The organism is Erysipelothrix enhydrae (genome assembly GCF_035066605.1).
Taxonomy (GTDB): Bacteria; Bacillota_I; Bacilli_A; order Erysipelotrichales; family Erysipelotrichaceae; genus Erysipelothrix; species Erysipelothrix amsterdamensis.
The window spans coordinates 1,339,062-1,363,032 of sequence record NZ_CP125807.1; the positions used below are offsets into that span (position 1 = coordinate 1,339,062).

28 protein-coding genes and 2 pseudogenes are annotated in these 23,971 nt (G+C 35.4%); 25 read left to right on the forward strand and 5 right to left on the reverse strand.

The genetic code is table 11. The features are described from left to right. Positions 1-28: 28 nt before the first annotated feature. The gene (locus LLS04_RS06615; RefSeq protein WP_275143756.1) at positions 29-607 is read right to left on the reverse strand and encodes a hypothetical protein; all 579 of its coding nucleotides are present in this window, start codon (positions 605-607) and stop codon (positions 29-31) included. 50 nt (positions 608-657) lie between these two features. Next, a complete protein-coding gene (locus LLS04_RS06620; RefSeq protein WP_323610924.1) occupies positions 658-1,023 on the reverse strand; it encodes a DUF2513 domain-containing protein in 366 nt (121 codons plus the stop codon). A 149-nt stretch (positions 1,024-1,172) separates the two neighbouring features. Between LLS04_RS06620 and LLS04_RS06625 the strand changes: the two genes are divergently transcribed. The 25 genes from LLS04_RS06625 to LLS04_RS06745 all read left to right on the forward strand — a co-directional run bounded on the left by LLS04_RS06625 (position 1,173) and on the right by LLS04_RS06745 (position 21,524). After that, a complete protein-coding gene (locus tag LLS04_RS06625; protein ID WP_275144807.1) occupies positions 1,173-1,610 on the forward strand; it encodes a hypothetical protein in 438 nt (145 codons plus the stop codon). Between the two features lie 326 nt (positions 1,611-1,936). Then, positions 1,937-2,302 (forward strand): hypothetical protein, encoded by a 366-nt coding sequence (locus tag LLS04_RS06630; RefSeq protein WP_323610927.1) that lies wholly within the window; start codon positions 1,937-1,939, stop codon positions 2,300-2,302. Between the two features lies 1 nt (position 2,303). Further along, positions 2,304-2,690 (forward strand): hypothetical protein, encoded by a 387-nt coding sequence (locus LLS04_RS06635; RefSeq protein ID WP_323610928.1) that lies wholly within the window; start codon positions 2,304-2,306, stop codon positions 2,688-2,690. Positions 2,691-2,795: 105 nt separating this feature from the next. Further along, positions 2,796-3,143, forward strand: coding sequence for a hypothetical protein (locus LLS04_RS06640; protein ID WP_254006329.1), 348 nt, complete (start codon positions 2,796-2,798; stop codon positions 3,141-3,143). After that, positions 3,115-4,845 (forward strand): terminase large subunit domain-containing protein, encoded by a 1,731-nt coding sequence (locus tag LLS04_RS06645; protein ID WP_323610929.1) that lies wholly within the window; start codon positions 3,115-3,117, stop codon positions 4,843-4,845. Before LLS04_RS06640 ends, LLS04_RS06645 begins: the two co-directional genes overlap by 29 nt. Before the next feature lie 17 nt (positions 4,846-4,862). Then, the gene (locus LLS04_RS06650) at positions 4,863-6,017 is read left to right on the forward strand and encodes a phage portal protein (protein WP_323610930.1); all 1,155 of its coding nucleotides are present in this window, start codon (positions 4,863-4,865) and stop codon (positions 6,015-6,017) included. After that, positions 6,010-6,681 carry a head maturation protease, ClpP-related gene (locus LLS04_RS06655; RefSeq protein WP_323610931.1) on the forward strand — a complete coding sequence of 224 codons (672 nt, stop codon included), beginning with the start codon at positions 6,010-6,012 and terminating at the stop codon, positions 6,679-6,681. The genes LLS04_RS06650 and LLS04_RS06655 overlap by 8 nt, the downstream gene beginning before the upstream one ends. A gap of 18 nt (positions 6,682-6,699) precedes the next feature. Continuing rightward, positions 6,700-7,842 carry a phage major capsid protein gene (locus LLS04_RS06660; protein ID WP_323610932.1) on the forward strand — a complete coding sequence of 381 codons (1,143 nt, stop codon included), beginning with the start codon at positions 6,700-6,702 and terminating at the stop codon, positions 7,840-7,842. Between the two features lie 22 nt (positions 7,843-7,864). Beyond that, positions 7,865-8,206, forward strand: coding sequence for a hypothetical protein (locus tag LLS04_RS06665; RefSeq protein WP_323610933.1), 342 nt, complete (start codon positions 7,865-7,867; stop codon positions 8,204-8,206). Then, positions 8,203-8,469 carry a hypothetical protein gene (locus LLS04_RS06670; protein WP_323610935.1) on the forward strand — a complete coding sequence of 89 codons (267 nt, stop codon included), beginning with the start codon at positions 8,203-8,205 and terminating at the stop codon, positions 8,467-8,469. Before LLS04_RS06665 ends, LLS04_RS06670 begins: the two co-directional genes overlap by 4 nt. Beyond that, positions 8,423-8,794 (forward strand): hypothetical protein, encoded by a 372-nt coding sequence (locus LLS04_RS06675; RefSeq protein WP_323610936.1) that lies wholly within the window; start codon positions 8,423-8,425, stop codon positions 8,792-8,794. The genes LLS04_RS06670 and LLS04_RS06675 overlap by 47 nt, the downstream gene beginning before the upstream one ends. Positions 8,795-8,798: 4 nt before the next feature. After that, positions 8,799-9,131: a hypothetical protein gene (locus LLS04_RS06680; RefSeq protein WP_275143768.1), complete on the forward strand. Its 333-nt coding sequence runs from the start codon at positions 8,799-8,801 to the stop codon at positions 9,129-9,131. Beyond that, positions 9,131-9,532 (forward strand): HK97-gp10 family putative phage morphogenesis protein, encoded by a 402-nt coding sequence (locus tag LLS04_RS06685; protein WP_275143769.1) that lies wholly within the window; start codon positions 9,131-9,133, stop codon positions 9,530-9,532. Before LLS04_RS06680 ends, LLS04_RS06685 begins: the two co-directional genes overlap by 1 nt. An 11-nt stretch (positions 9,533-9,543) precedes the next feature. Continuing rightward, a complete protein-coding gene (locus LLS04_RS06690; protein ID WP_275143770.1) occupies positions 9,544-10,161 on the forward strand; it encodes a major tail protein in 618 nt (205 codons plus the stop codon). A gap of 29 nt (positions 10,162-10,190) precedes the next feature. Continuing rightward, positions 10,191-10,538 (forward strand): hypothetical protein, encoded by a 348-nt coding sequence (locus LLS04_RS06695; protein WP_275141052.1) that lies wholly within the window; start codon positions 10,191-10,193, stop codon positions 10,536-10,538. Positions 10,539-10,661: 123 nt separating this feature from the next. Continuing rightward, positions 10,662-13,271, forward strand: coding sequence for a phage tail tape measure protein (locus LLS04_RS06700; protein ID WP_323610937.1), 2,610 nt, complete (start codon positions 10,662-10,664; stop codon positions 13,269-13,271). Beyond that, the gene (locus tag LLS04_RS06705; protein WP_323610939.1) at positions 13,268-13,930 is read left to right on the forward strand and encodes a phage distal tail protein; all 663 of its coding nucleotides are present in this window, start codon (positions 13,268-13,270) and stop codon (positions 13,928-13,930) included. The genes LLS04_RS06700 and LLS04_RS06705 overlap by 4 nt, the downstream gene beginning before the upstream one ends. Further along, positions 13,927-15,681, forward strand: coding sequence for a phage tail spike protein (locus LLS04_RS06710; RefSeq protein ID WP_323610940.1), 1,755 nt, complete (start codon positions 13,927-13,929; stop codon positions 15,679-15,681). Before LLS04_RS06705 ends, LLS04_RS06710 begins: the two co-directional genes overlap by 4 nt. Beyond that, positions 15,681-17,723: a gp53-like domain-containing protein gene (locus tag LLS04_RS06715; RefSeq protein WP_323610941.1), complete on the forward strand. Its 2,043-nt coding sequence runs from the start codon at positions 15,681-15,683 to the stop codon at positions 17,721-17,723. Before LLS04_RS06710 ends, LLS04_RS06715 begins: the two co-directional genes overlap by 1 nt. Positions 17,724-17,735: 12 nt before the next feature. Continuing rightward, positions 17,736-17,975 carry a hypothetical protein gene (locus LLS04_RS06720; protein WP_323610943.1) on the forward strand — a complete coding sequence of 80 codons (240 nt, stop codon included), beginning with the start codon at positions 17,736-17,738 and terminating at the stop codon, positions 17,973-17,975. Then, a complete protein-coding gene (locus LLS04_RS06725) occupies positions 17,968-18,339 on the forward strand; it encodes a phage holin family protein (RefSeq protein WP_323610944.1) in 372 nt (123 codons plus the stop codon). The genes LLS04_RS06720 and LLS04_RS06725 overlap by 8 nt, the downstream gene beginning before the upstream one ends. Beyond that, the gene (locus LLS04_RS06730; protein WP_323610945.1) at positions 18,326-19,378 is read left to right on the forward strand and encodes a CHAP domain-containing protein; all 1,053 of its coding nucleotides are present in this window, start codon (positions 18,326-18,328) and stop codon (positions 19,376-19,378) included. Before LLS04_RS06725 ends, LLS04_RS06730 begins: the two co-directional genes overlap by 14 nt. 3 nt (positions 19,379-19,381) lie before the next feature. Further along, positions 19,382-19,591 (forward strand): hemolysin XhlA family protein, encoded by a 210-nt coding sequence (locus LLS04_RS06735; protein WP_254006348.1) that lies wholly within the window; start codon positions 19,382-19,384, stop codon positions 19,589-19,591. Positions 19,592-19,672: 81 nt separating this feature from the next. Continuing rightward, complete coding sequence (locus tag LLS04_RS06740) at positions 19,673-21,094, forward strand: ribonuclease H1 domain-containing protein (protein ID WP_323610946.1); 1,422 nt, start codon at positions 19,673-19,675, stop codon at positions 21,092-21,094. 31 nt (positions 21,095-21,125) lie between these two features. Continuing rightward, the gene (locus LLS04_RS06745; protein WP_323610948.1) at positions 21,126-21,524 is read left to right on the forward strand and encodes a hypothetical protein; all 399 of its coding nucleotides are present in this window, start codon (positions 21,126-21,128) and stop codon (positions 21,522-21,524) included. Positions 21,525-21,637: 113 nt separating this feature from the next. Here LLS04_RS06745 and LLS04_RS08485 read toward each other — a convergent pair. From LLS04_RS08485 to LLS04_RS08490, 3 genes and pseudogenes are all read right to left on the reverse strand, one after another. Next, a pseudogene (locus LLS04_RS08485) lies at positions 21,638-21,850 on the reverse strand (IS3 family transposase); the annotation flags it as partial. Positions 21,851-22,141: 291 nt separating this feature from the next. Further along, positions 22,142-23,102 (reverse strand): annotated as a pseudogene (locus LLS04_RS06750) (IS3 family transposase). 543 nt (positions 23,103-23,645) lie between these two features. Then, on the reverse strand, positions 23,646-23,948 hold the full coding sequence (locus LLS04_RS08490; RefSeq protein ID WP_407933729.1) for a tyrosine-type recombinase/integrase: 303 nt from the start codon (positions 23,946-23,948) through the stop codon (positions 23,646-23,648). Positions 23,949-23,971 lie beyond the last annotated feature (23 nt).

A 23,971-nucleotide genomic window follows, 5' to 3' on the forward strand; every position in this document is an offset into this window, starting at 1 on the left:
AATAACATACAGGTTATCTTGGTTAAATTCAACCTAAATATGCGTTCGGTTTCATACCTTGTATAATTTTAATATCCTTCGGAATTTTTTTATTATTTATAACAAATAGAAGGGTAATTGTTTCATTGGTAGGTATTTTAGGAAAGTTATAAAAGTAAACATGTACAGTTCTTGACTCTTTTTTGTTTAACCAAAGATTATTGCAAAACTCTTCTGTAATTTTAATGCAACTTGGGCTAGGTAAATTAAAATCTCGAGAATGATCGTCGACAGGAATTCCAATAAAAATATTATCTATACGGTTTAGAGGTGTTGATTTTTTATATAAATTTGTATCGGATTTAAACTCTATATCAGAAATTGAAATCGGTTCGTTCGTTAAATTAGATATCTTAAGTTTAAATAGAGCATGCGGGAAAGGTCTTTTATCAGGCGTTCTGTATATTAGTGCAATTTCATCTATGACTACCACGTCAATAATTTTCTTATTTTTTATAAATTGACTGAGATATTTATAACCTAACCATAATAAAAAAAATAGAGCTACATATTTTAGAATTGTAGTTGGAGCACCTAAGAATTCTAGAAGATCAATTACATTTGGCATTTAACCATCCTCTTTCATAATATAAAAAATAATGATATAAAAACAGATATTTATAAACCTAATTTTTTCATAATAAATTCACGAGTTAATTCAGATAAAATTAAAAGAGATGCTGAACCAACTTTTTCAAAAACAGTTGTCTTTACCTCTTTGAAAACATTTTCATCCCTAATATTATCTAAGAATTGATGTCCAATCCATGTGATTGATCTTATCGAATAATCCGTTCTATTAAGATCAGATGCAGAAATACAATTTAGAAACCCTGCTTCACTTAGTTTTTCTACAGTATAGAGAATATCATCCATTTCGTATTCCTCTAGTTCAATTTTGCTTGCGAATAACACAGACCTTAAACCCATTTCTTCTTCTAAATATAATAATACACTTCGAACACAATCGTGGTTTAATTTCATCTATCTACTCATCCTTTCTTTAGTAACATTAATTTCATAATACGACATATATACTCTCAATGCAATTAATGCCTAGTGATGTACTAAATTTGTATTACTATATTAAGGTTTGAGATTAGCAAAAATTACAAAGGAGAATTAATAATAAAATGTCATCTAAAAGTAATGAATCAAACTCAAGAATTTTTTTTAAAAATGAATTAGAATCGGCAAATTACTACTGTTTAAGAATAATTAATCTTAATTTAAAGTTAGAACAAGTCTGCACGATGCTCTACGAAATAAGTGGTGTAGATTATTCAAAGTCAGGAGATGTAAAGGTTAAATGGTCTTTGATACCCAAATTAGATCTCATGCATAAAGAAGAGATTTTGAACCGTGAAATTAAAAAATGGAGAACGCGGATTTTAGACGTTGAAGAAGTCTTAGATAAATGTTCTCCTAATGTCAAAGATATGCTTATTCGCATCTATGTACTTAAAGAATCTCAGTCGAAAGTTGCTGAAAGTTATAACTATTCGAGAACAGGAATGATTTATTTAATCGACAAAGAGTTATCAGAAGTCCTAAAAGAGTATGACCTCTAACTCCGACACTGTCAGTACATTTTACATGTTAATATGGTAATGTGAATCTTGATATCTCACATATGTGCACTGTTATCCTTCTTTTGAAAGACACTTAAAATGGTGTCTTTTTTTCTTGAAAGGAGAAAGCATGATTCTAAAATGTATAAGACCAACGATTGTAATGTGTACGAAGTCTGCGTACAAAGTTCAACTGAATTTAGGTGAGGTAGTCAGACCTTTTAAGGTGACACGAAATCATCTTCTGTGTTTTCGAAAGGGTGAAACCTTAATTGTTTCTGTGGAACAGTGTCGAAATAATTTTGTAGAAATTAAGGTGAAGCGAAATGAAAAAACGAAGAGCACGGCGAAGTGAACCTAAAGATTGGGTTAAAGAAATTTCAAAAGGAAATGTTAATGCGTTCTATAAATCTACAGACTGGGATATTGCTCGTGAAAAAGCTTTAATGCGAGATAAACATGTGTGTCAATTTTTTATGGGCAAATGGCATGATGACAAACACAGACCAAAGCAATTAGAAGTTCGTAGGGCGAATACTGTTCATCACATTATTCCGATTAGAAAATGTCCAGAACTGTGTTTGGATTTAGATAACCTTGTCAGTCTCTCATTTGAAGCTCATGAAATTATTGAAGAGCGCAAACAGCATCGTTTTAAACCTAAGAAAAAGATAACGCAAGAAAGGTGGTAGTATGAAGCGAATTGACTTTATTAAAAGTATGAACACGAAAGTAATTCATCAAGATAAAAGTAGTTTCGTATTAAAACATTCAGAGGATATTTTCCAGACTTGCTATTGTCAAAATGATGATGTAACTGCGGTTCAATTGTTTGCAACAGCCTATGTATCAAAAGATCCAATCAAACAAATTAAACACACTGAAAGTATCCTGAAAGTATTCAAATCAGTTCTTACACTATTGTGTGAGTATGATGATGACGATGTGAGATTGGTCATGAATCGCCTAGGCTTGTTTGACCTTTCCTTTAAATTTGGTAAAGAGATGAGTCTGTATGACTATTTATTGAAGGCTGAAGTAGTGGATGGACTTTTTATTGTTACCATTGCGGAAGTGTAATACCCCCCCTTAAATCCTAGCGTAGTATATCGCTTAAGAGGAGCGGGTGTGGAGTGGTGACTGTCCAGATTTTTTTGATTTACGCGCGCGAAAGGGGGTATGGCCATGTCAAAGTCGAAAAGAACCAAGAAGGCCCGGCTTGAAAAGTATGATTTAATTGAAAAAGATTTAAAAGATCAACTTGCAAAATTGAATAAATACGGTCAATTTTATGATGATTTGGTTGATCATACAGTATTTTTATTCAAATTAAAAGATACATTAGAGGATGACATTATCAAAAATGGATTACGTATTCAAGTTACAACGGGAAATGGATTTAAAAAAGACACTTCTAATGAATCCGTAAAAAGTTTAATCACGGTAAGCTCACAAATCCTTCGTGTTCTTAAAGAGTTAAATGTATCACTTCCGGATGATTTCGATGATTATGAAGAAGATGATTACACATGATGCAATTGATGATTATCTGAAATTTGTTGATGAGAATCCTGACGCTATTAGCGAAGAAGTTAAATTGCTCATAAAGAATATTGTTACGCCTACATTAATGCGTGATGATATTTTCTTTGACTCTGAAACGTTGGACAAGTGTATCGCGTTTTGTGAACGCTGGTTTTATCCCTTATTTCCATTTCAAAAATTCCATTATGCTTTTGTATTCATGTATGAAAAAGAAAATCCAGAAAATGTAATTTTTAGAGATATTTTTGATTTGATGGGGCGTGGTAATGGAAAAGACGGATATCTCATGCCACTTGCACTTTTTCTACTGTCGCCAATGTACGGTGTCTTTAATTACAACATCGATATTATCGCTAATGGTGAAGATCAGGCAAAAGACTCATTTGAGATTCTTTACGATATGCTGGAAGCAAACAAGAAAATAATGCGAAAGATGTTCTATTGGAATAAAACTGTGATCATTGGCCGTAAAACACGATCACGGCTCAAGTACAACACATCAAATGCGAAAACAAAGGATGGAAAGAAAAGTGGAATGCTTATTTTTAATGAATTACATGGTTATGAGGACTACAAACAACTTAATGTATTCACATCAGGATTTGGGAAGGTTAAACATGCGCGAACATGGACAATCTCCACGAATGGTATTGTCCGAGATGGTCCTCTTGATGAAAAAATTGAACTTTCAATGTCCGTACTTCATGGAGAAGCAAACTATTTAAGAATGTTTCCTTTTATTTGTCGGATGAAACGCGAAGATATTCATAAACCAATGAAAAAAAACTTAGAAACCAATGATCCCAATGATATTGATACAACATTTTGGGAGCAGGCAAATCCGAGCTTGCGATATCTTCCGATTCTTGGATCCGCTTTAATCTTTGACTATTACAATTTCCTAACAAAACCATCCTATAAAACAGAATTCTATTCAAAACGGATGAATATACCCATGCAAGATCATGAACAAGCATTAACATCATGGAACAACATTCTCAAAGCATCTTACAGTGATGTTGAGGAGAAGATTCCGCGCGATACTTACGTTGAGCCGGGAAGCAATGCGGTTGTCGGTATTGATTTTGCTCAATTTAATGACTTTGCTTCTGTGGGTCTTTTATTTATGAAAAATGAAGAATACATTTGGAAAAGTAAAACGTGGATTTGTGGAAGAAGCAAGCATTTTTCTGAAATTAAGTTTCCATTTGATAAGTATGGGTCACCTGGTTTTATGGATTTTGAGGTGATTGACGAAGACTACATTCACGAAGATTATTTGGTGAGATGGGTTATTGATGCGATGCGCACATATCGCATTCAGAAGATTGTTTTGGATAGTCATCGCTATCAATTAATGAAGCGCTCGTTTGAAGCCTATGGGATTGCAGTAGAGTCACGCGATAATCCATCTGGAATGATACGTATGATACGCATTAATCAATCGGTATATAACATCGTTGCTCCCTTTATCGAAAAATTATTTGTGGATGGCACGATTAATATTGGTGACAGCGCCATTATGCGTTGGGCTATAAATAACACAGCATTACAAATTAAAAAAGATGGCCTACTTACATTTGAAAAAATAGAGCCTAAATTACGTAAGAATGATCCATTTATGGCATTAGTTCATGCATGTCAAGCACGAGAACTTTTGGAAAAGAAAATCATCCAAATTTGGATGTAGAAAGGAGGGGGAAATCTTTGAATTTTTTTAATGTCTTTAAGAAAAATGGTTACCGCGTCGATTTTTTAGATGATATTGTTGAAAAAAAGGCAAAGCATCTTGAACTTCAAGAATTGATGATTGAGAGCGCAATTGAAATGATTGCAAAGACAATCGCCAAGGTAGACTTTCAATATTACGATGGTAATCAAAAAGTAATTAATGAGGTTTACTATACCCTTAATGTTGTTCCAAATTGTAATGATACAGGCACTACATTTTGGATGCGAGTGGTGCGTAAACTATTTCGAGAGAATGAATGTCTCATTGTCATCCTAGGAAAAAAACTATACCTTGCAAAATCATTCAAAACTGGAGAAGAAGTTATGTTGGATAAAACATATACTTCCGTTATTCTTGAAGATTCTAATGGGAATGAACTGCTTTTAAATAAAACGATTACATCAGAGGATGTAATTTTTTTAACTTTAGGGAACTGTAAAGTACATGCATTCATGAAAACATTCTATCAGTCGTATGTTGAGATGCTGCACGTTGCATCCAATGCGTATAAAATTTCAAATCGAATTAAGTATGTATTTACGATGCCACAGTCAAATATTGAGTTACATGATCAGAATGGGAATCCAGTTAATATAAAGGATTATGTAAAGAATGTATTAGGTCACTTAGATTCCGACGACTCAGTCGCAGTGCCATTACCTTCGAGCATGAAACTTGAAGAAATTACAAGTAAGTTAAACTCGAATTCGGATGATTACTTGAAGCTCATTCGAAAATACGGAGATATGGTTGCGATGGCTTTTGGAATTCCACTCGACGTTTTCTACGGAAGTAAGACGGATAAGTCAACTGGAACTAATGATTTCATCACCTTTGCAGTGTTGCCGATTTTAAAAATAATCGAAGATGGGCTGAATGCGCATTTAATTTCAGAGGAGGAATATTTGAGTGGCCAAAAAATTGTTGCCAATAAATTCGCATTACAATACTTCAACATTATGGATGTTGCCTCTAGTATTGATAAGTTGCGAAGTGTGGGGTATTCATTCAATGATATACAACACAACATGGGAGAGCCTCAAATTGATGAGCCGTGGGCTAATCGACGGTACGTCACAAAAAACTATATGAATGTAGAACATGAGGAGAAAGGAGACAAAGATGAATGAAGTAATGCAGTTTGTTAAGAAAAGCGATACTACAACAGAACTTTATATATACGGTGAAATACGAAAGCAAGAAGTCTGGGAAATATTGTTTGATGTTGAATCAGAACATGTATCTGCACTTAGCTTTAAAGATGCATTGGGTCAGGTAGATACGCCAAATCTATGTGTTCGCATTAATTCAATGGGTGGAAGTGTCAGTGAAGGGCTTGCTATTTATAATCTATTGAATTCATTTGGTGGTAACGTCACTACTATTGTTGATGGATTTGCTTGCAGTATTGCATCAGTCATATTTATGGCAGGATCGAAACGTATTGTTCCTGAAAGTGCCCTATTAATGATTCATAATGCATGGAGCAAAGCGGAAGGTGATGCCCATACGATGCGCAAAGCAGCAGATGATTTAGAAAAAATTACTCAGCCAAGTATCAATATTTACACATCAAAAACAATCTTAACTGAAGCGGAAATTCGCAATATGATGGATCAAGAAACTTGGCTTGAGGCAAAGGAAGCTTATGAATTTGGATTTGCGACCGTGCTTGAAAAGGCAGAAGCAAATCAATGTTTAAATAACCGCTATCTTGCTCATCTCATTAAAGAAAACAAAGCACTGAGAACAAAAATCACAAACTTGGGTGAACAAGATGATGATTTCTTTTAGAAAGGAAAAGGAGAACCTATGAAACTATCAAAATTAGAAACAAATGAACTTGTACAATTAATCCAAAATGCCCCTAAAGAAGCAAAAGGGCAAGTAATTATCGAGTCAGTCCAAAAACTATTGGATGACAAACTTGAATCGATTGTTAATGAATATCAAAGTATGGCAAAAGAAGTATCTGCGAATAATCATCTCTTTGACAAATATGGCTTGCGTAATCTATCAGCAGAAGAACATGGATTTTATGAGTTAATTTCAGATCCAATGCAAGCAAGTCATGGCTTCACAAAAGGAAAGCAAGAAGATTTAATTCCGACATCAATTACAAATTATGTCTTTGAAGATTTAAAACAATCACGTCCTTTATTCCAATATATTGATTGGTCACCAGCAGGTGTTAAAAAGTGGATTTTAGCAGAGAAAGTCGGCAAAGCTGCTTGGGGTGCACTGGATGAAACAATCACTAAAGAAATTACTGCACAACTCGAAATCATTGATTTTGAAATCCATAAATTAGCGGCATTTTCACTCATTCCTTTAGGGATTATCGAACTTGGACATGAATGGGTTGATAAGTATGTTCGTGAAGTCTTATTAGAGGTTAATGAAGAAGGACTAGAAGAAGGAATTATTGCAGGAAACGGGAAGAACGCGCCGGTAGGAATGATTAAAAATTTGAAAGGAAATGTACAAAGTGGTATATATCCTGATGCCGATGCTATAGAAATCAAATCATTTTCAGCTGAGGCTCTTGCACCCCACTTTGCAACGTTAAGTGATGATGGAAAACGTACACTTTCCAAATTAGTTTTAATAGTTAATCCAAGTGATTATTTTACAAAAGTACTACCAGCGACAACTTATTTATCAGCCATTGGAGAGTATCGACAAGTGCTTCCGTTTAATATTGAAATTATCCAAGCAACTTCAGTGCCACAAAACAAAGCAATCTTATATGTTCCAATGGGATATAGCGCAGGTATTAGCCGCATGGGTCTGTATGAATCGGATGAATTTAAATTCTTAGATCATGTTCGTGCTTTTAAAGTCGTTACCTATGGTAATGGACGTCTCAAAGAGCAAAACATGACCGTCTTATTAAATATCACAAAATTAGCGCCCCTTGCTTTTAATGTTAAAGACTTAGGTGTAGGGGCCTAAGTTTTGTTAGAAAGGAACAATCATGAAATACATAGTAATCAAGCGTTGGCATGATCTACAGGATAATAATTACCAATATGAAGTGGGTGATATCTATCCACGCGAAGGATTGGAGCCATCCAAAAACCGCATCTTAGAATTAAGTTCTTCAAATAATATTCCTGGTATTCCATTAATTAAACTGATGAATATTTCTAATCCCGAGGACGGCGTCTTAAAGAACAAATTTGATGAAGAACTTGAAAATGAGAATTTAGAGAAGTCGCTCGATGAGGAATTTGATGGAAATGATGCCCATGTTGATGACTCTAGTTCGATTCAAAATAACAGTCGTAAAACTAAAAAGAAGGTAACTAACACATGAATTTAGTATCAGAAATTCGCTTAGAACAAGGAATTTCTCCGTTTTTTTCTGACGAACTGCTAGAAACATACATTAAAGAAGGTAAAGCAGATATAAATGCGATTGCAGGATGCAACATAGATTACGATCGCGATTTAAAGGCGCGTGTACTCCTTAAAAATTATGTGCTTTACCGTAGATTTTCAAGACTTGCAGAATTTAAGGAGGTGTATGCGGGTGATTACACCAATATCCAAATTCGCTACTTCAATTCCAACTTATAACAGTGGTGGCGCCCATCTTTTTAAAATTTATCAAACTGAAGGTCACTTTCCGGAAGAATATTTGGAAGATTGTCATAAGAAAGTAGCTTTTCGCCTTTTATCAGTGACTGACAGACTAAGATATGAATTTGAAGCACGTCAGCTTAACATCAGTTTAAAAATTAATATTCCGCAAATTCTCGAACTAACAAGTTTGCATGTATTAAAAATAAACGAGTCATATCATAAAATATACAATGTGTATCATTACACGGATCGCTATGGCTTTCCGCAAACGGATTTGACACTTGTTCACTATGAAAATCCCAAAATTGAGGAGGTTTAAGACTGTGCTAACTAAAGAAAAACTTAAGGAACTTTTAGATTCTTTAAAAATTTGTGTTAATGAAGGTATTCAAAATGATCGGAATGCTAAGTTATTTCCTCGTCTTGTTTATTTTGAAAATGAATGGAGTTCTGTTTTATCAAGTGGTGATGAATATCAAAGCACTGTAACGTATCAGGTATCTTTTTTTTCGAAAACACCACGCCACGCTAAATTGCTTGAGTTAAAAAACAAGTTGGCTGATGAAGGACTTTATATTCCAATTTTTCATGAATATATTGAGTCAGAACAAATGATTCATTCAACATTTGTTGTCACTGTGTTTGAGGATTTATAATGCATCTCATTGATGAACCTGAAAATTTACGAATTGGATTTGATGCACTCCAAAAAGAACTCGAATTACTAATACATAATGTAGAACATATTCAAGATGTGTTAGTAGATGCAGCAGAAGCATATGTCAATGATTTAAAAAGACTTCCGAAACCTTATTCGAAAATTCGATCATCACAACACAAACACATGTTAGATGAAATGGCGTATCGTCGTGCGAAGCATGAAGAAGTTGAAGTTGGATCAGGAGTATACTGGTTGCGATTTGTTGAATTTGGAACACGTGCTTCATCAAAACGTCGATGGGGAACACCACGCCAACCATTCTTGGGTCCAACGTACGCATTAAATCAGAGTAAGTATACAAAAATTATGATAGAAAAACTCAAACTAGAGCTATAGAAAGGAAAGTTATGGAAACAAAAAAACCGTTTTTAAAACTAACAGTTGGTGCACAATATATCGCAATTAATACACCTAATGAACAAGGTGAATATGATCCCGCAAAGTTTTCACCAACGATTAAGCAAGAAACCGTTAAAACTCTCGGTACCACAGAGAATTCAGAAAGTAGTAATGTACGCTCTTCAGGTATTTTATATGAAACAATATCTCAAACTTCGTCAGTTGAACTCGCGCTTGATGTTGTTGCATTTGATGTTGAAACGCTCGCAAAGCTACGTGGTGATGTTATTGATGAAAGTGGGCTTATTTCAAGTGGACGAGCTTCAAAACGCCCCTATTTTGCTTTTGGATATGTAGAACGTAAGTTGGGTGGAGTTCGTTATGTGTGGTATCCGAAGTGTCAACTTGTTGAAAATAGCGATGATATTAAAACAAGTGAAGAAAAATTTAGCGAACAAAATTCATCCATCAAAATTCGGGCATATAGTTTTAATGAGATGAATGATGTTAAAAACTATATTGATAGTGAAATTTCATCGTTTCCAAAGGGCATCACGGAAGATAAGTTTTTTGAAAAACCAATTTTAACAAAAGAGCAATTAAAACAAGTAAGCGTAGGGGGATAAGCCCCCTTTTTTATGGAAAGGAGTAGACCATGATTTTAACATTGAAAAATGGAACTAATATTAAACTTGAGTGGAATTACCTTGTTCTTGAATATTTGGAAGAGCGTGAAGGTTCGATTGAGTTATTACAAGACCGTATTAATGAACTAAATACACGAAGTCAAGTTCGGTTGTCTAATTCATTTGTTTATGCTGTAATTCAAGCAAATCATGATGATGTATTAACCTATAAACAAGCAATTCGCCTTGTGAATCCCAATGATTATGCAAAAGTATTTAATTTTATTAAAAAGCAACTCGAAATTCAAAAAGCATATAAAAAAAAAGAAACATCCAAGAAATCTGGAAACCGCAGTCAGAAAAGGAAGCGACGATAGATTGGGCGCAACTCAAGTTCACTGCGATTAAAGTTGGCTTGTCCGAAAACGAGTTTATGCACATGAATCCAATTGAGTTTAATGAGATTGTTCGATTGTATCTAGAATTGGAGAAACAATAATATGCCAAATGATTTAAAACGGGTAGGTTTAGTTTTTAAAGCAGATGGTGCCGTTGATTTCATTAAAACAAACCAATCTGTAAATGCCGTTTTACGTGAAAATTACCAACAATTTAAGTTGGTTCAAACTCAGTGGACGGAATCTACTAAGACAAGTGAAAAACTTGCAGATAAACTTAATTATTTAAGAAATGCCTATGATATCCAAGCGGATAAGGTGCGTTTACTCAAAACCGAATTAAATGAACTTCAAAAAGATGAATCTGCATCCACTACAGAAATTGACAAAAAGAAAGCATCCTTAAAACAGGCGGAAGCGGAACTATCACGCTATGGAAGTCAAGTTGAAAAAACAGCTTCAAAAATCAATTCGGGAACGGCTGATTTGGAAGACTTTTCAAAAAAACTCGACAAAACATCAGATGATCTTAAAAGTGCAGGAAAAAAAATGTCCGTGTTCACTGGTGCATACACGGCAGCAACTGGCCTTGCGATTAAAAGTTCAGTAGATTTTGAAAGTTCTGTTGCAGGGGTTGCTAAAACTTTTCCAGGAACTCAGGAACAATTACATAAAACTACGAATGAAATTCGAAAGATGGCCAAAGAAATACCGGCTTCTACACAAGAAATTAGTGCTGTTGCAGAAGCTGCGGGTCAGCTTGGGATTGAGTCGGAACATATTGTTCAATTTACACGCACCATGATTGATCTTGGTGAGGCGACCAATCTCAGTGCAGAAGAAGGGGCAACCACGCTTGCAAAATTCGCAAACATCACAAAGATGAGTGGCGAAGATTTTACCCGTCTAGGGTCGGTTATTGTTGCTTTGGGGAATAATTTTGCGACAACCGAAGCCGATATTGCTAACATGGCCATGAATTTAGGTGCCGCAGGAGCGCAAGTAGGAATGAGCCAGAGTAATATTCTAGCGCTTTCGACAGCATTATCGAGTGTTGGTCTTGAAGCGCAAGCAGGAGGGACCGCATTCAGTAAGGTAATGGTTCAAATGCAATTGGCGGTTGAAGAAGGTGGCCAAGAATTAAGCCAGTTCGCCCACATTGCAGGGATGACTTCGGATGAATTTTCAAAAGCTTTTAAAGAAGATGCTTCGCAAGCCTTGTTGAGTTTTATTAAAGGATTATCCAATGCTACTAAACAAGGTGATTCCGCGATTAAAATTCTTGATGATATGGGAATCAAAGAAACAAGACTTCGTGACGCTCTTTTGCGTTCAGCAAATGCCAGTGAGATTTTCAGTGATGCAATTGAATTAGGAAGTGTCGCTTGGGAAGAAAATACTGCATTAACCCACGAGGCTTCCACGCGATATGAAACGACCGAATCGCAGATGAAAATACTCAAAAATGTTACCAACGATTTAGCCATCAGTTTTGGTGATTTACTCCTTCCATCAGTTCAAGGAATCGTGGGTGGGCTTAAAAATACCGTTGAATGGCTAAATGGTTTATCAGAACCTGTGAAAGCAACTATTTTAATAAGTGGTGGTCTTGTAGCTGCGATAGGTCCGCTATTACTTATCTTTGGAACACTCGCTGGAGCAGCTTCCAATCTCATTACTTTGTTTACAACAACACTTGTACCGATGTTTGGAACAGTAGGTGCTGCAGTTAGTGGTTTAATCCTTCCGATAACAGCCATCATAGCCGTCATTGCGGCATTTACTGCCGCGACTTTAGAATTATGGAACACCAATGATACCTTTAGAAGCAATGTGAGCGAAGCATGGCAAGGAATTAGTGAGTTACTAAATCAAGTTTATAAAGAGATCATCGAGCCTATCTTTGAAGTGTTTAAAGATGCACTTAATACATTATGGGACGAAGCAATTCAACCCTTATGGGACCATTGGGTTGAATTTATCGGTGTGATTTCTAATGAGTTATTAAATTTATGGTCGTCAATCCAACCATTTGTTGCGTGGTTTGTTGAAAGTTTTGGATCACTATTAGTGGCAAATGTAACAATATTCGTGAACGCAATTAAGGGCGGTGTCTCAATCATCATCGATATTATTAAAATCATGCTAAGTAGTTTTGAAAGTATTGCCAAAGGGGTAATTCGTGTATTTAAAGGTATTGTTGATTTTGTTGCAGGTGTCTTTACTCAAGATTGGTCTCGTGCTTGGAATGGTATTAAACTGATTGTAGATGGTGTTGCGAATATTCTTTATGGCATTGTGAAGGCACCGATTAATTTGATTATTGCAGGTATTAACACACTCATTGAAGGACTCAATGTTTTTATCTCAGGCATCAATCAAATTAAGATTCCTAGTTGGGTTCCAGGTGTTGGTGGAATGGGCTTTGATATCGGATATATTGGAAAAATGACGTACCTTGCAACCGGTGGTGATTTACTTACTGGATCAGCTATTGTTGGTGAAGCGGGTCCTGAGTTATTAAGACATGAAAATGGCCGTACATCTGTTGTTCCATTAACACGAAGCGGTGCATCCAATCAAACGCCATTGATTGATTATGATAAATTGGCCCGAGTCTTAAAACGTGTACTATCAGAACTTAAATTAGAGCTGAATGATGAAGGGTTTGTGCGCCTCATCGACCGTCGTTTATTAGAGGTGATGTCATGATGAAATTTAATAATTTAACAGAAAAAGAACTCGGTATCTTAATTGAAGAACCTACTAAAATATTGGGTCGGGCTCCCTTACGCTTTGAACAAATCGATATTGAAGGAAAGGATGGTAGTGAGCGGATACCACTTGGTTACAGTTCGTTACCAATTTCTTTAGAGGTTCAAATTATCGATCCAAGCAAAACAGATCGCCTCCTTGCTACCTTAGTAGAAAAGATTAAAGTCGAGTATCAAGGACGTTATACCTTTGCAGATATTTATGACGCGTTGAACATTGAGCGGTTTGTGACGATGCAGCGATTTACGTTGTCACTTGAACGTGAGCCATTTTGGTATGTGGATGATCGTTACACTACAAATAGCACCAATATCGGAACAGCTTTTTCAAGACCGTTAATTCGATTAACAAAGGTACAAAGCAGTGATGTCGAAATCAGTATTAATGGAATTCGACTCGGTTATCGATTTGGTGATCAAGAGCATGAAGTAATCATTGATTGTAATCGTAAAATATGCACGTATAAAGGTTTGAATCGTAATCGGAATCTTAAAATTGGATGGGATTTCCCCATACTTAAGCCTGGAAACAATGAAGTGCGTTTTCATAAAGGGATGTGCATTGTTGAGTTTAAACGAAAGGATCGTTGGCTATGATTAAAATCTTTAACCCTAACGACGATAATTTTGATTCGAATGGGAATATTTGTATTGATGCTTACAAGTGTGTTGAAACAAAAAAACAATCGCTTAGTGGTTGGTATATCGAAGTAGAATGTGCTTCTCGTTATAAACGACATATTTTACAAGACTATCTCTGTGTTGTTAAAACGAAGTCTAAACTTAATCCACAAGCTTTTCGTATTACGAATATAAAATTCACATCGCGGAGAATTATTTTTCAAGCGCATCATGTCATGTTCGATGCGCAAAAATACTTTCTATTGGATGTTCGACCAACAAAGTTAAGTGCAATTGCAGCATTAAACTATTTAAATCAAAATACCCACGTGAAATCACCGTTTAAACTGCTTTCGAACGTTAATGATGTACAAACGGCATACTTTATTCGTAAAACGCTTTTTGAAGCATGGCAAGTTATGGAAGAACGGTGGAACGGTGTATTTGACGCAGATAACTTCACAGTAACTTTTAATCGGAATCAACCGGTAGATAAAGGAGTAACGCTAACTTACGGAAGTGATTTACAAAATGTGGAAGTTTATGAGGATTGGAGTCAAGTTGTTACAACCCTTTACCCAACAGGTACAAACGGTCTCATGTTACCCGAACGGTTTTTGAAGTCTAAAAAACAGTATTCAACACCGTATGTTAAAACGATACAGTTTGAATCGAAACTTGAAGAAGAGAATCCTAAAGAAGAAGCACTGATTGAAGAATTACGGAATCAAGCCATGAGACATCTTACACAACATGCGGTTCCAATGGTAAGCTACACCGTTAAAAGTGAAGTAAATCAAGAATTAGATATAGGTGATTTAGTTGTGGTAAAGCATCCACTTGTTTTTCTTAATACGGAGGTGCAAGAGTACGTATATGATGTATGTTTGAAAAGGGTTAAGTCTCTTGTTTTTGGTAATGTCACACGAGATGTAAAACAACGGTTTGAAGCGATTCAGGATCAAATAAAGCAAGCATATGTAAAAACATCTGAACTTGAAAAATTAACTCAAGAACAAACGAAAACAATCAACCAACTTAATAAGACCGGGAAAATTTATATTGATGACCATGAAATCTTAGTTCTCGACGCATTACCTAAAGAAAAGGCTAAAAATGTTTGGCGCTTTGGTCTTGGGGGGCTAGGTTTTTCAAAAAATGGTTATGAGGGTCCATTCGAATATGCTTTGACACAAGATGGACGTTTTAACTCTAGTTTTATTGGTGCGAACTCAATCACAGCAAATATGCTTCAAAGTGACATAGGTTCATCTTTAGATCTATTTTCAAATGAAGCAATAACGCTTATTACGCAATCACAGTCTGAACTTCAGGAAGTAGTCGATGAAGCACTGAATAAACGAGATCAATTTCAGGAACAGATACGTCAAGAAACACGTACAATTTACCGACAACTTCAAGATCAATATAATTTTGAAATTGTAAAGCTCATTAATGGTATCGAGGAAATGAAGTCTTGGTTTCGTATCGATGAAAATGGCGCTATCATTGGAAAAAGTGGAAACCCTGTTTCCGTTCATATTGGCCATAATGTCATTGAGTTTATTGAAAATGGTGTAGCGGTTGCGGTTATGGATAATCAAAAATTACGGATTACTAGTGTTATTGCCTTAATGGATATTATTGTTGGAAATCATATTATTATGAAATACCCTCAATCAAAAACCATTACGATTATTAAACCGGTAGAAGGAGAGATGCAATAATGGCATGGGTGAGAAAAGAAAATCGCGAAATACCAAATTCAGGTGGTGTTTATCTTGAGGTTTGGTATGAAGTAGGGAATCAAAGTATTGAATCGAACTTCACACCGATGCGTTGGGAAATTGGCTTGCGTTCAACTGGTTCGCGATGGAATGCGGACGCTAACTCAAGTCTTAACCAAACGATTTATGGTGAGTCGTATTCAAGTTCCTTTGCCTATGATTTTAGAAGTACAGATTACATTGTATTAGATTCTTGGAGTTGGCGTAATGTTGGTCACAATGACAATGGAACCAAGACGGTCTATTATGATATTTCGGTTTCATTAGTCAATCCATTAGGGAATGGATCAGTAAGAGCTCAAAGTAGTGTTGTTTTAAAAACAATTCCACGAAAATCGAGTTTATCATCCTATCCAAGTGTATACTCCATTGGAGATGTCCTTTCGCTTCGTATTGAAGCAAAACACAGTTCGTTTAGACATAATGTTTATGTGATGTACGAAAATAGTGATAACAGTACCGATTATTGGCTGAAGCAAAAAAATATCGGCGCAGGACTTGTGACGTTTAATGTTACAGAAAGTCAAAAAAATAGTTTACTCAATCGAATGCCAACCGTCTCAAGTCGAAAGATGTATCTATGGCTTACAACCCTTAACGCAAGTGGCAATCGTATTGGCTATAACGTCTATACGATTACCGTCAATATTAAAGAAGCGGATAATAAAATTACGGTATCAGAATTCCAACTCAGTGAAGCAAACGCATTAGTGAAAAATGGATTCCTGCAACACAATTCGCAAATCCGTTATGCTTATAAATCGAATGCGCCGATAGGAACGAGCGTTAAATCAACTTCGATTCAAATCGAAGGGAAAAACTATTCAAATACCAGTGGTGTTACCGGTGTTCTCTTGAAATCGGGATTAAAGCAGAAAGCAATCATAACGGTTGAAACCAAGCGAAACCGTAAGGCAAGTTTTGAGTATCTGTATGATGTAAAACCCTATACCTATCCAAGTGTTCAGAATTTAACACAAACCCGTACCGATTCGGTTGGGAATCCTGCAACACTGGGAACTTACATTCATATTAAAGGTGCATTGAAGTTTACTCAACTTGGTTACAATAAACTGCGTGTGCGTATCCTTAAAAACAGTGTTTCACAAGCTGAAAACACCTATACCCAAAATGGATCACTTGACCGATTGTTGAGTGGTTTTTTAGTGCACGAACAATACGCCTTAACCGTTGAACTTTTTGATGGCTTAAAAACAGTAACCTATCCGCTATTTATTCCAACATCAAATGTCACGATGAGTTGGAATGAAACAAGTGTAGGGATTGGAATGGTGGTGAATGAATCTGACAAAGACTTGTTGCGTGTTAAGGGAAGTATTTATCAAAAAGAAAAAATTCAAGTTCTCGATACAGAAACAGGTCGAAGACGATATCCAATCGGTGTCGGTGTGATAAATTTCAACGACTACTATAACGATGGAGACTATCTCATCAGTTCGAATGCCAATGCATCTAAGTCATACAACGCACCGTGTTCTTATGCAGGAATTTTTAGAGTTCGCACATTAAGAGCAGGACAGTATCCAAATAAAAATGCACCCTGGATGTATGTGATGCAAAGCTATCTTGATTTAAATGGCGTTGAATATCAACGTTCTATTATGACGGATGGCAATGGTGTTTGGAACTTTGGTAAATGGCGCACGGTATTATCAGCTGAGGAAGAAAAACTTAGTGGAGAAAGTGGTTATGTTAAACATCAAAGCGGTCGTTTAGAAGTATGGGGCCGGGTAAGAATCGATATCCAAGCAAAAAATCGAGGATCAGCAGTTGTACGTTTTCCAATTTCATTTATCGATACAAAGTATACGGTAATCACTTCAGTAAATACGACTGCACCGGATGTTCAACAACACGTTTCATTTGAACCAGATAGTTCGTCACAAATGACCTTATATACATATCGCACGACATCAAACTGGATTTGGGCCCATTACCACGTAATTGGCCGATGGAAATAGGAGGGAGTTATAATGTTGAACCTAATTAATCAAAAAATTAAAGCGCTTGAAGTGGAACGCAGTCAATATGATTATTCACAAGATGAAATTATTGTGGAGCGTAAAGAGCGCGAACACCAACAAGCTTTAAACAAAATGCTGGAAAAGAAAGCACCTTATGATCGTATTACTGAAGAAATTAAACGTCTGGATTTGATTAAAGCGTATCTTGAACAACTTTCAAATGATAAAGGAGTGAAACCACATGAGTGAATTTCTAAATGAATTACTAAATCTTTTGCGTCCAACAATCATGACGGGTGTAACCATCATTCTTGGTTTTCTTGGCATGAAAATTAAAAACTACTATAATGTAAAAATATCATTTGAGCAACAAAAACAAATTGCGAATATTGCGAAAGCAGCAGTCATGTTTGTGGAGCAAGTCGCGGGAGAACATTTGTTGTCGGATGATAAATTAAGCATGGCAAAACATCGTGCAAAAGAGACCCTCAATCAAGTTGGTATTGATATTACCGATGAGGAATTGACGATTTGGATTGAAGCCTTTGTGGGAGGTTTAAATCATAAAGATGCCTTGCAAATTAATGAAGGAGGTCATCATGATATCATTTAAAATACGAACCGCAGGGAGTGATTTACATCGTCTTCCCGAATACAATTCATACGCAAATGGCACCATGAACCCTTACCATGATGAATTTGCACCATTAAGTGTCCAAGGAACCATGAGTGGTTTAAAGAACAAATATGCGCTTGGAAATTGTACCTGGTATGCTTTTGGACGTATGCTTGAAGTTTTTAAAATTCGGCCAGACTATCCATGTTGTCGATGGGATGCAAAGCGATGGGGTGACGGTGATGGTGCAGTCCTCAGTGATAAGCCTGAAGTAGGTGGTATTGTTGTCTTCGGTGTACTCGGTGACCCTGATGACTATGGCCATGTCGCTTTTATTGAAAAAATAGAAAATGGACGTGCATACTTATCGGAGTCCGCTTACAGTGAACGAACTAATGGATTCTTATTCAAATATGGACGTAGTATCCAGGATGTGGAACATCAATGGGGTATGAAAGTCATTCGTTATCTGGCACCGCTTAAACCTGCAACATCTTATGAAGCACCAGTGCCAAGCAAGAACACTAAAGGAAAATATATTAACCTATTACCGCTTAAAGATTGTCCACGATATGGGACTTATGACATGGGTGTGGTGCCGGTTGCACAGAATATTAGTCACTACATTGAAGTGATGGAACTTGAACCCAATACAGGGATTTCCTATGAGATTGTAGACTGGATAAATCCACAGGTAGCATGTATCGAAACACGTGATTTTGGTAAACAACAAATCTTTGTGGATTCAACACGTGCAACGGTTACGGATAAACCTGTTGGACGTGTCTATGGAAAGAAATCAAGCAAAGTCACAGATTACACAGGGCAAACCCTTGTCATTCATGACTATGCAGGATACGTGACGCTTTATAACGAAGACTTTACATATCAATATCCTGATGGGCTGAGTCCTCGTAATCGTGAGTTCAAAATCTTGCGTCAAATCGCGGATGGTCATTACATCGTCAACATTCCTTATGCTGATCCGCAAATTGTAGGGATTAAGTGGCAATCAGGAATTGGATTCGAAAGATAGCATATGGATGATAAAGAACTTGAACTCTTAGATGCTATCCATAAAGTTGACAAGCGTGTAGTTAATCTAGAAAGTAAAATAGACGACTCTGTAAATGGACGTTTTAAAGACAATGAAAGACGTTTGACTAAGCTCGAAGATAATCAACGTTGGCTAGTATTGGCGTTTGTAGGGGCTATTGTAGGTGCTATTATGAAATTAGTATTAGAATAAATTCAAGCCACTCTCTTTATTGAAAGTGGCTTTTTATTTTGTTATAGTATTATCATATTATAACAAAAAGGGGGCACTGCTATGGCAAAAAAGTATTACGCAGTTGGGGTTGGTAGAGAAACAGGGGTTTTTGAAACATGGCATGAATGTCAAGAGATGACTAATAAGTATAAGGGATCTAAGTTCAGAGTTTTTGAATCTGAAAAGGAAGCACAAGGTTACGTTAATTCCTTTGCTAATATTGATGGTGTGTCTACCGAACCTTTAGATTATGATTTGCTGGTGTCTAAATGCTTAGAGAACGGAAGTGTAGTAGCGTTTACGGATGGCTCCTACAGTGGTAAGACAGAAGAGGCTGGGTATGGAATCTATATATTGACAAATGAATATGACCCAATTGAAATATCGGATAAAGTTTATACTGAAAAATTTCAATCGACCAATAATATCGGTCCTGAAATTTTTGCGGTCCTAAATGCGTTGCAATGGGCTGCTTCGAATGAGTACAAAAAAATTACGATTTTTCATGATTTGCAATTAATAGGTCAATGGGCAGATGGATCATATAAGGCAAAAAGTGAAATTGGTATATTATTTTTACGTGAATTAAATGAGAAATACAAAACATTGTTGGATGTCGATTTTGTTTGGGTTCGAGGACATTCAGGAAATAAGTATAATGAAAAGGCAGATCGTTTAGCTGCAGATGCAGTAAAGAATCGTAAACCGGTCGGAAAATATGGGCCAAACTCTTTTTATGGAACTGGTGTTTCAAAAAGGTCAGTTATGGAAATAATCGAAACTTTTAAAGAGAAAAAAGATATTAAATTTGATGAATCTGCCGTTCCGGGAGGACATAAGTACCAGTTTTTAAAAAATGAAGAGAAGTTAACCGTCACTTTTTTTGATAAAAAAGAAGCTATTTGGTTACAAGGGAAAGTTAACAGCCTCTTTTCAGAATTTCTTTCTTATTACACTGAAAATATTTCTATGTTTGAAATGGTGAAAGCATATAGTGATGCATATAAGGTAAGTATAAAAGCTAAAGAAGTGAATGAATTTATAACTTCACTTAATTTGCCGTCTAATTATCCGAAAGCAGCTATTACGCTATTGCAACAAAGTTTTTTAATGAGAAATTTAAATAGAGACGAATATGATTATTCTCACTATACAAGTCCTGCTTATAGAGCATTAGAAGGTCATTTAAAGTATCTGTGTAAAGAAGCAGGATTTGCTGTTAATAGATCTAATATGGGAGGTCAGTTTAATAACAACCCAAATGGTGATGGGACGAAAGTATTATCAAACCGGACTCTTAAGTCTCATCATTTGTCAGGAACTATTGAAAATGTTTATAATTTAGTCTATTCGAAAAGACATCCTGTTTCTCATTTTGGAGACATTTTAGTAGAAGGGTTTGAAGATACACTCCTTATTCCAGACTTAGCCGAAGCGCATGCACGCATTGATGAAGTATTTAAATTAATAGTTTTCTCTTAATATGTTATAATTTAGAAAAGGAGGTGACGTTATGAAGGGGTTTACTATAGAAACAGTAAAAAAAGATAGTGGGGTAAATAATTACTTTATAGCGCCACACCCATTTCATAAGGATTTTTTCACTGTTGTAAATAAATTTAATAAAATAAACAATGAGATAGAATCAGGATATGTTTTTTTTGATTTGATGACATTAATAGGGAATCGAGAAAATCGTTTTATATCAGCTGTTGTCAATGATTATAAATTAGATGTAAGCTCGATAAAAAGTGTTGGTTATTATGGAGAATTAGAGGAATTCACTAAGAATAGTTATGCTAAGTTGGCTAAAAATACAATTAAATTAGTTTATCCAATAGATTTCAGAGAAGAAATACTTAAAATAAAAGAAAGACAGGAGAATTATGAAAAATACCATTTGAGTAGATGACCGATTTGAATTTCATATTCTTAAATTTCCTAAACTAATTAAAAAATATATTTGGGAAAACCTCACTTTGATGCTAGAAAACAACGAAGGATACTAGTACCTGTCAAGTTTTGTTATAAAAAAATAGATTTATAATCGTTAGGACTTATGTATCCTAGGTCTTTTTGAATACGTTCGGTGTTATACCACTGAACGTATTTTTTTATTTTCTTTATTGTATTATGTTTTGTAGTTATTCCTCCAATTCGAATACATTCCTCCTTTAATTGCAAAAACCAATTTTCTATTGGGCTATTTTGCCAGCAGTGTCCAGGCTTAGACATGCTACGCTTGTAGCCTTTTTATCCAGTTGTTCGATGTAATATCCTGAATTAATATCCTGAATAGTATAATAAACCCCTATCTGAGTTAAACATTGCTTCATTTGAATTTGATGATGAGAGGGAGGCTATTGTTTCTATCAGTAAATTAATATCGTTTTTATAGATATTGAATATGATACAATTTCATTGTTAAAGAGATCTTTGACTGCAGATAGATATAACATTCCATCTTTACATCGAATGTAACTTTCATCAGTTGAAAGCTTTTTTAGGGGTTTCGTTGATTTAAAGTTTTCATTCATGATATAAGGAGTTATTTATTCCATATTCAATCGGGGAAACATATCCTAGAGATGAATGCAATCGCTTATTATTGAACCACCAAACATATGCCGATAATTTCACTTCCAACTGATTCAATGATTCAAAAGTATTTGGATATACAAATTCTGCTTAATTGATTTGAATGTTGCTTCAGCTACTGCATTATCATACGGTGTTCCTTTTTGACTCAGTGATCGCTGTATTTGAAAAATATCAAGAATTTCATCGATTAGTTTATTTTTGAACTCATTTCCTCTATCTGTATGGATGTAGCGTAGGCTGGATAAATCAGTATTTATTTTTGAAAATGCCTTTTGTACTAAAGCGGCAGTCTTGTTGATACCACAACTATATTCAATAATCTCTCTGTTATGAAGATCTAAGATTGTTCAAATGTAATTCCATTTGCCTGCTATTCTAACATAAGTCAGATCACTAACGATACCATATGCCTTTTGGTTATCGTTGAAGATTCGTACAACGCGATCTGTTTTGGCATCAACACTCTATGTTTTATCTTTGTGTTTATAATAACTCAAAGTGCTAATTTTCAAGATTTTGCACATCGACTTCACAGGATACTTGTATGCATTGGCTCTAATTACAGCTACTTTCGTCACATAATCAATGTCCTACTATGCCCCGAAACACGTAGAGTACAGGACGCAGCACCGCTTACTTTAAAACATCATTTGCCATTTCTGCTTGTCTAAGACTTTTCTTAAGTTCAATTATTTTTTTGTTCAACTATGAGATTATCATTCTCTTTGAAAGATCCTGAGTTGGCATCTTGCGTAATCCATTTATGGAATGTCGAAGCAGTTAAACCATATTCTTGAATTATCTCGGATAACGCTTTTCCATTTTGATAAAGCTGTACCATTTGTCTTTTGAAATCTTGTGCATGTTCTCTACGTTTTCTTCGTGTCATTTGGACGACCTCACTTCTCTTTAGTTTACCACGAACTCCTTATCTTTTGTGCCCACTAAAGTGTAACCCATCTAGTAGCTTAGTTTAAACCACCAAGAAATAATGTCAATCCTGATTTAATAATGAAAACAGTCAATCGAGAAATCATTGATAGATGCGAAAAAGAAGTAATTGTCTACTCTCATAATAAATAATTAAAAGAAGAAGTCGAGCTTGTTAATACTCTTAGCAAAACTTATTGAAGTGTCAGAGGAATTACTAGATTGTATTTGGAGTATGAATGATGTGTTTCATACAAACGAATTAAAAGGTTACCAATAATATACGAGAAATATGAATTAGAGTGATAATAACATATTCATAAATGACAAGATTCAAAAAAATATACTCTATTAAGTGGATTACTATTAATTTATGCATAATTAATTTCTATGTATGATTTCTTTAATTAAAACCGTCCTCGGGCACCAATATGAAAATAACCCACTATATAGTGGGCTTTTTTATGCTTAAGTTTAGCATGGGGATACAGTGGGGATACATTTAAGTGGTAGAGGACATTTTGTTTAATACATCAACAGCTTTATCCTGACTTTCAGCAAATGCATGGGTATATACTTTTAGAGTCATCTCAACTGTTGAATGTCCTAGTCTTTTTGAAACAATATTAATTGGGACGTTATTTTGTATTAGAAGCGTCACGTGTGAATGTCTTAAATCGTGTAACCGGCATTCAAGCCCCATTCTTTTGAATGCGTATTGTATCGTGTTATTTGGAAGAGGGGCTTTGATTCCAAAAATAAAGTCCGATTGTTTTATATCAAATTTTGATTTAACTAATCTTATCTAATGATTCATATGATAACTTC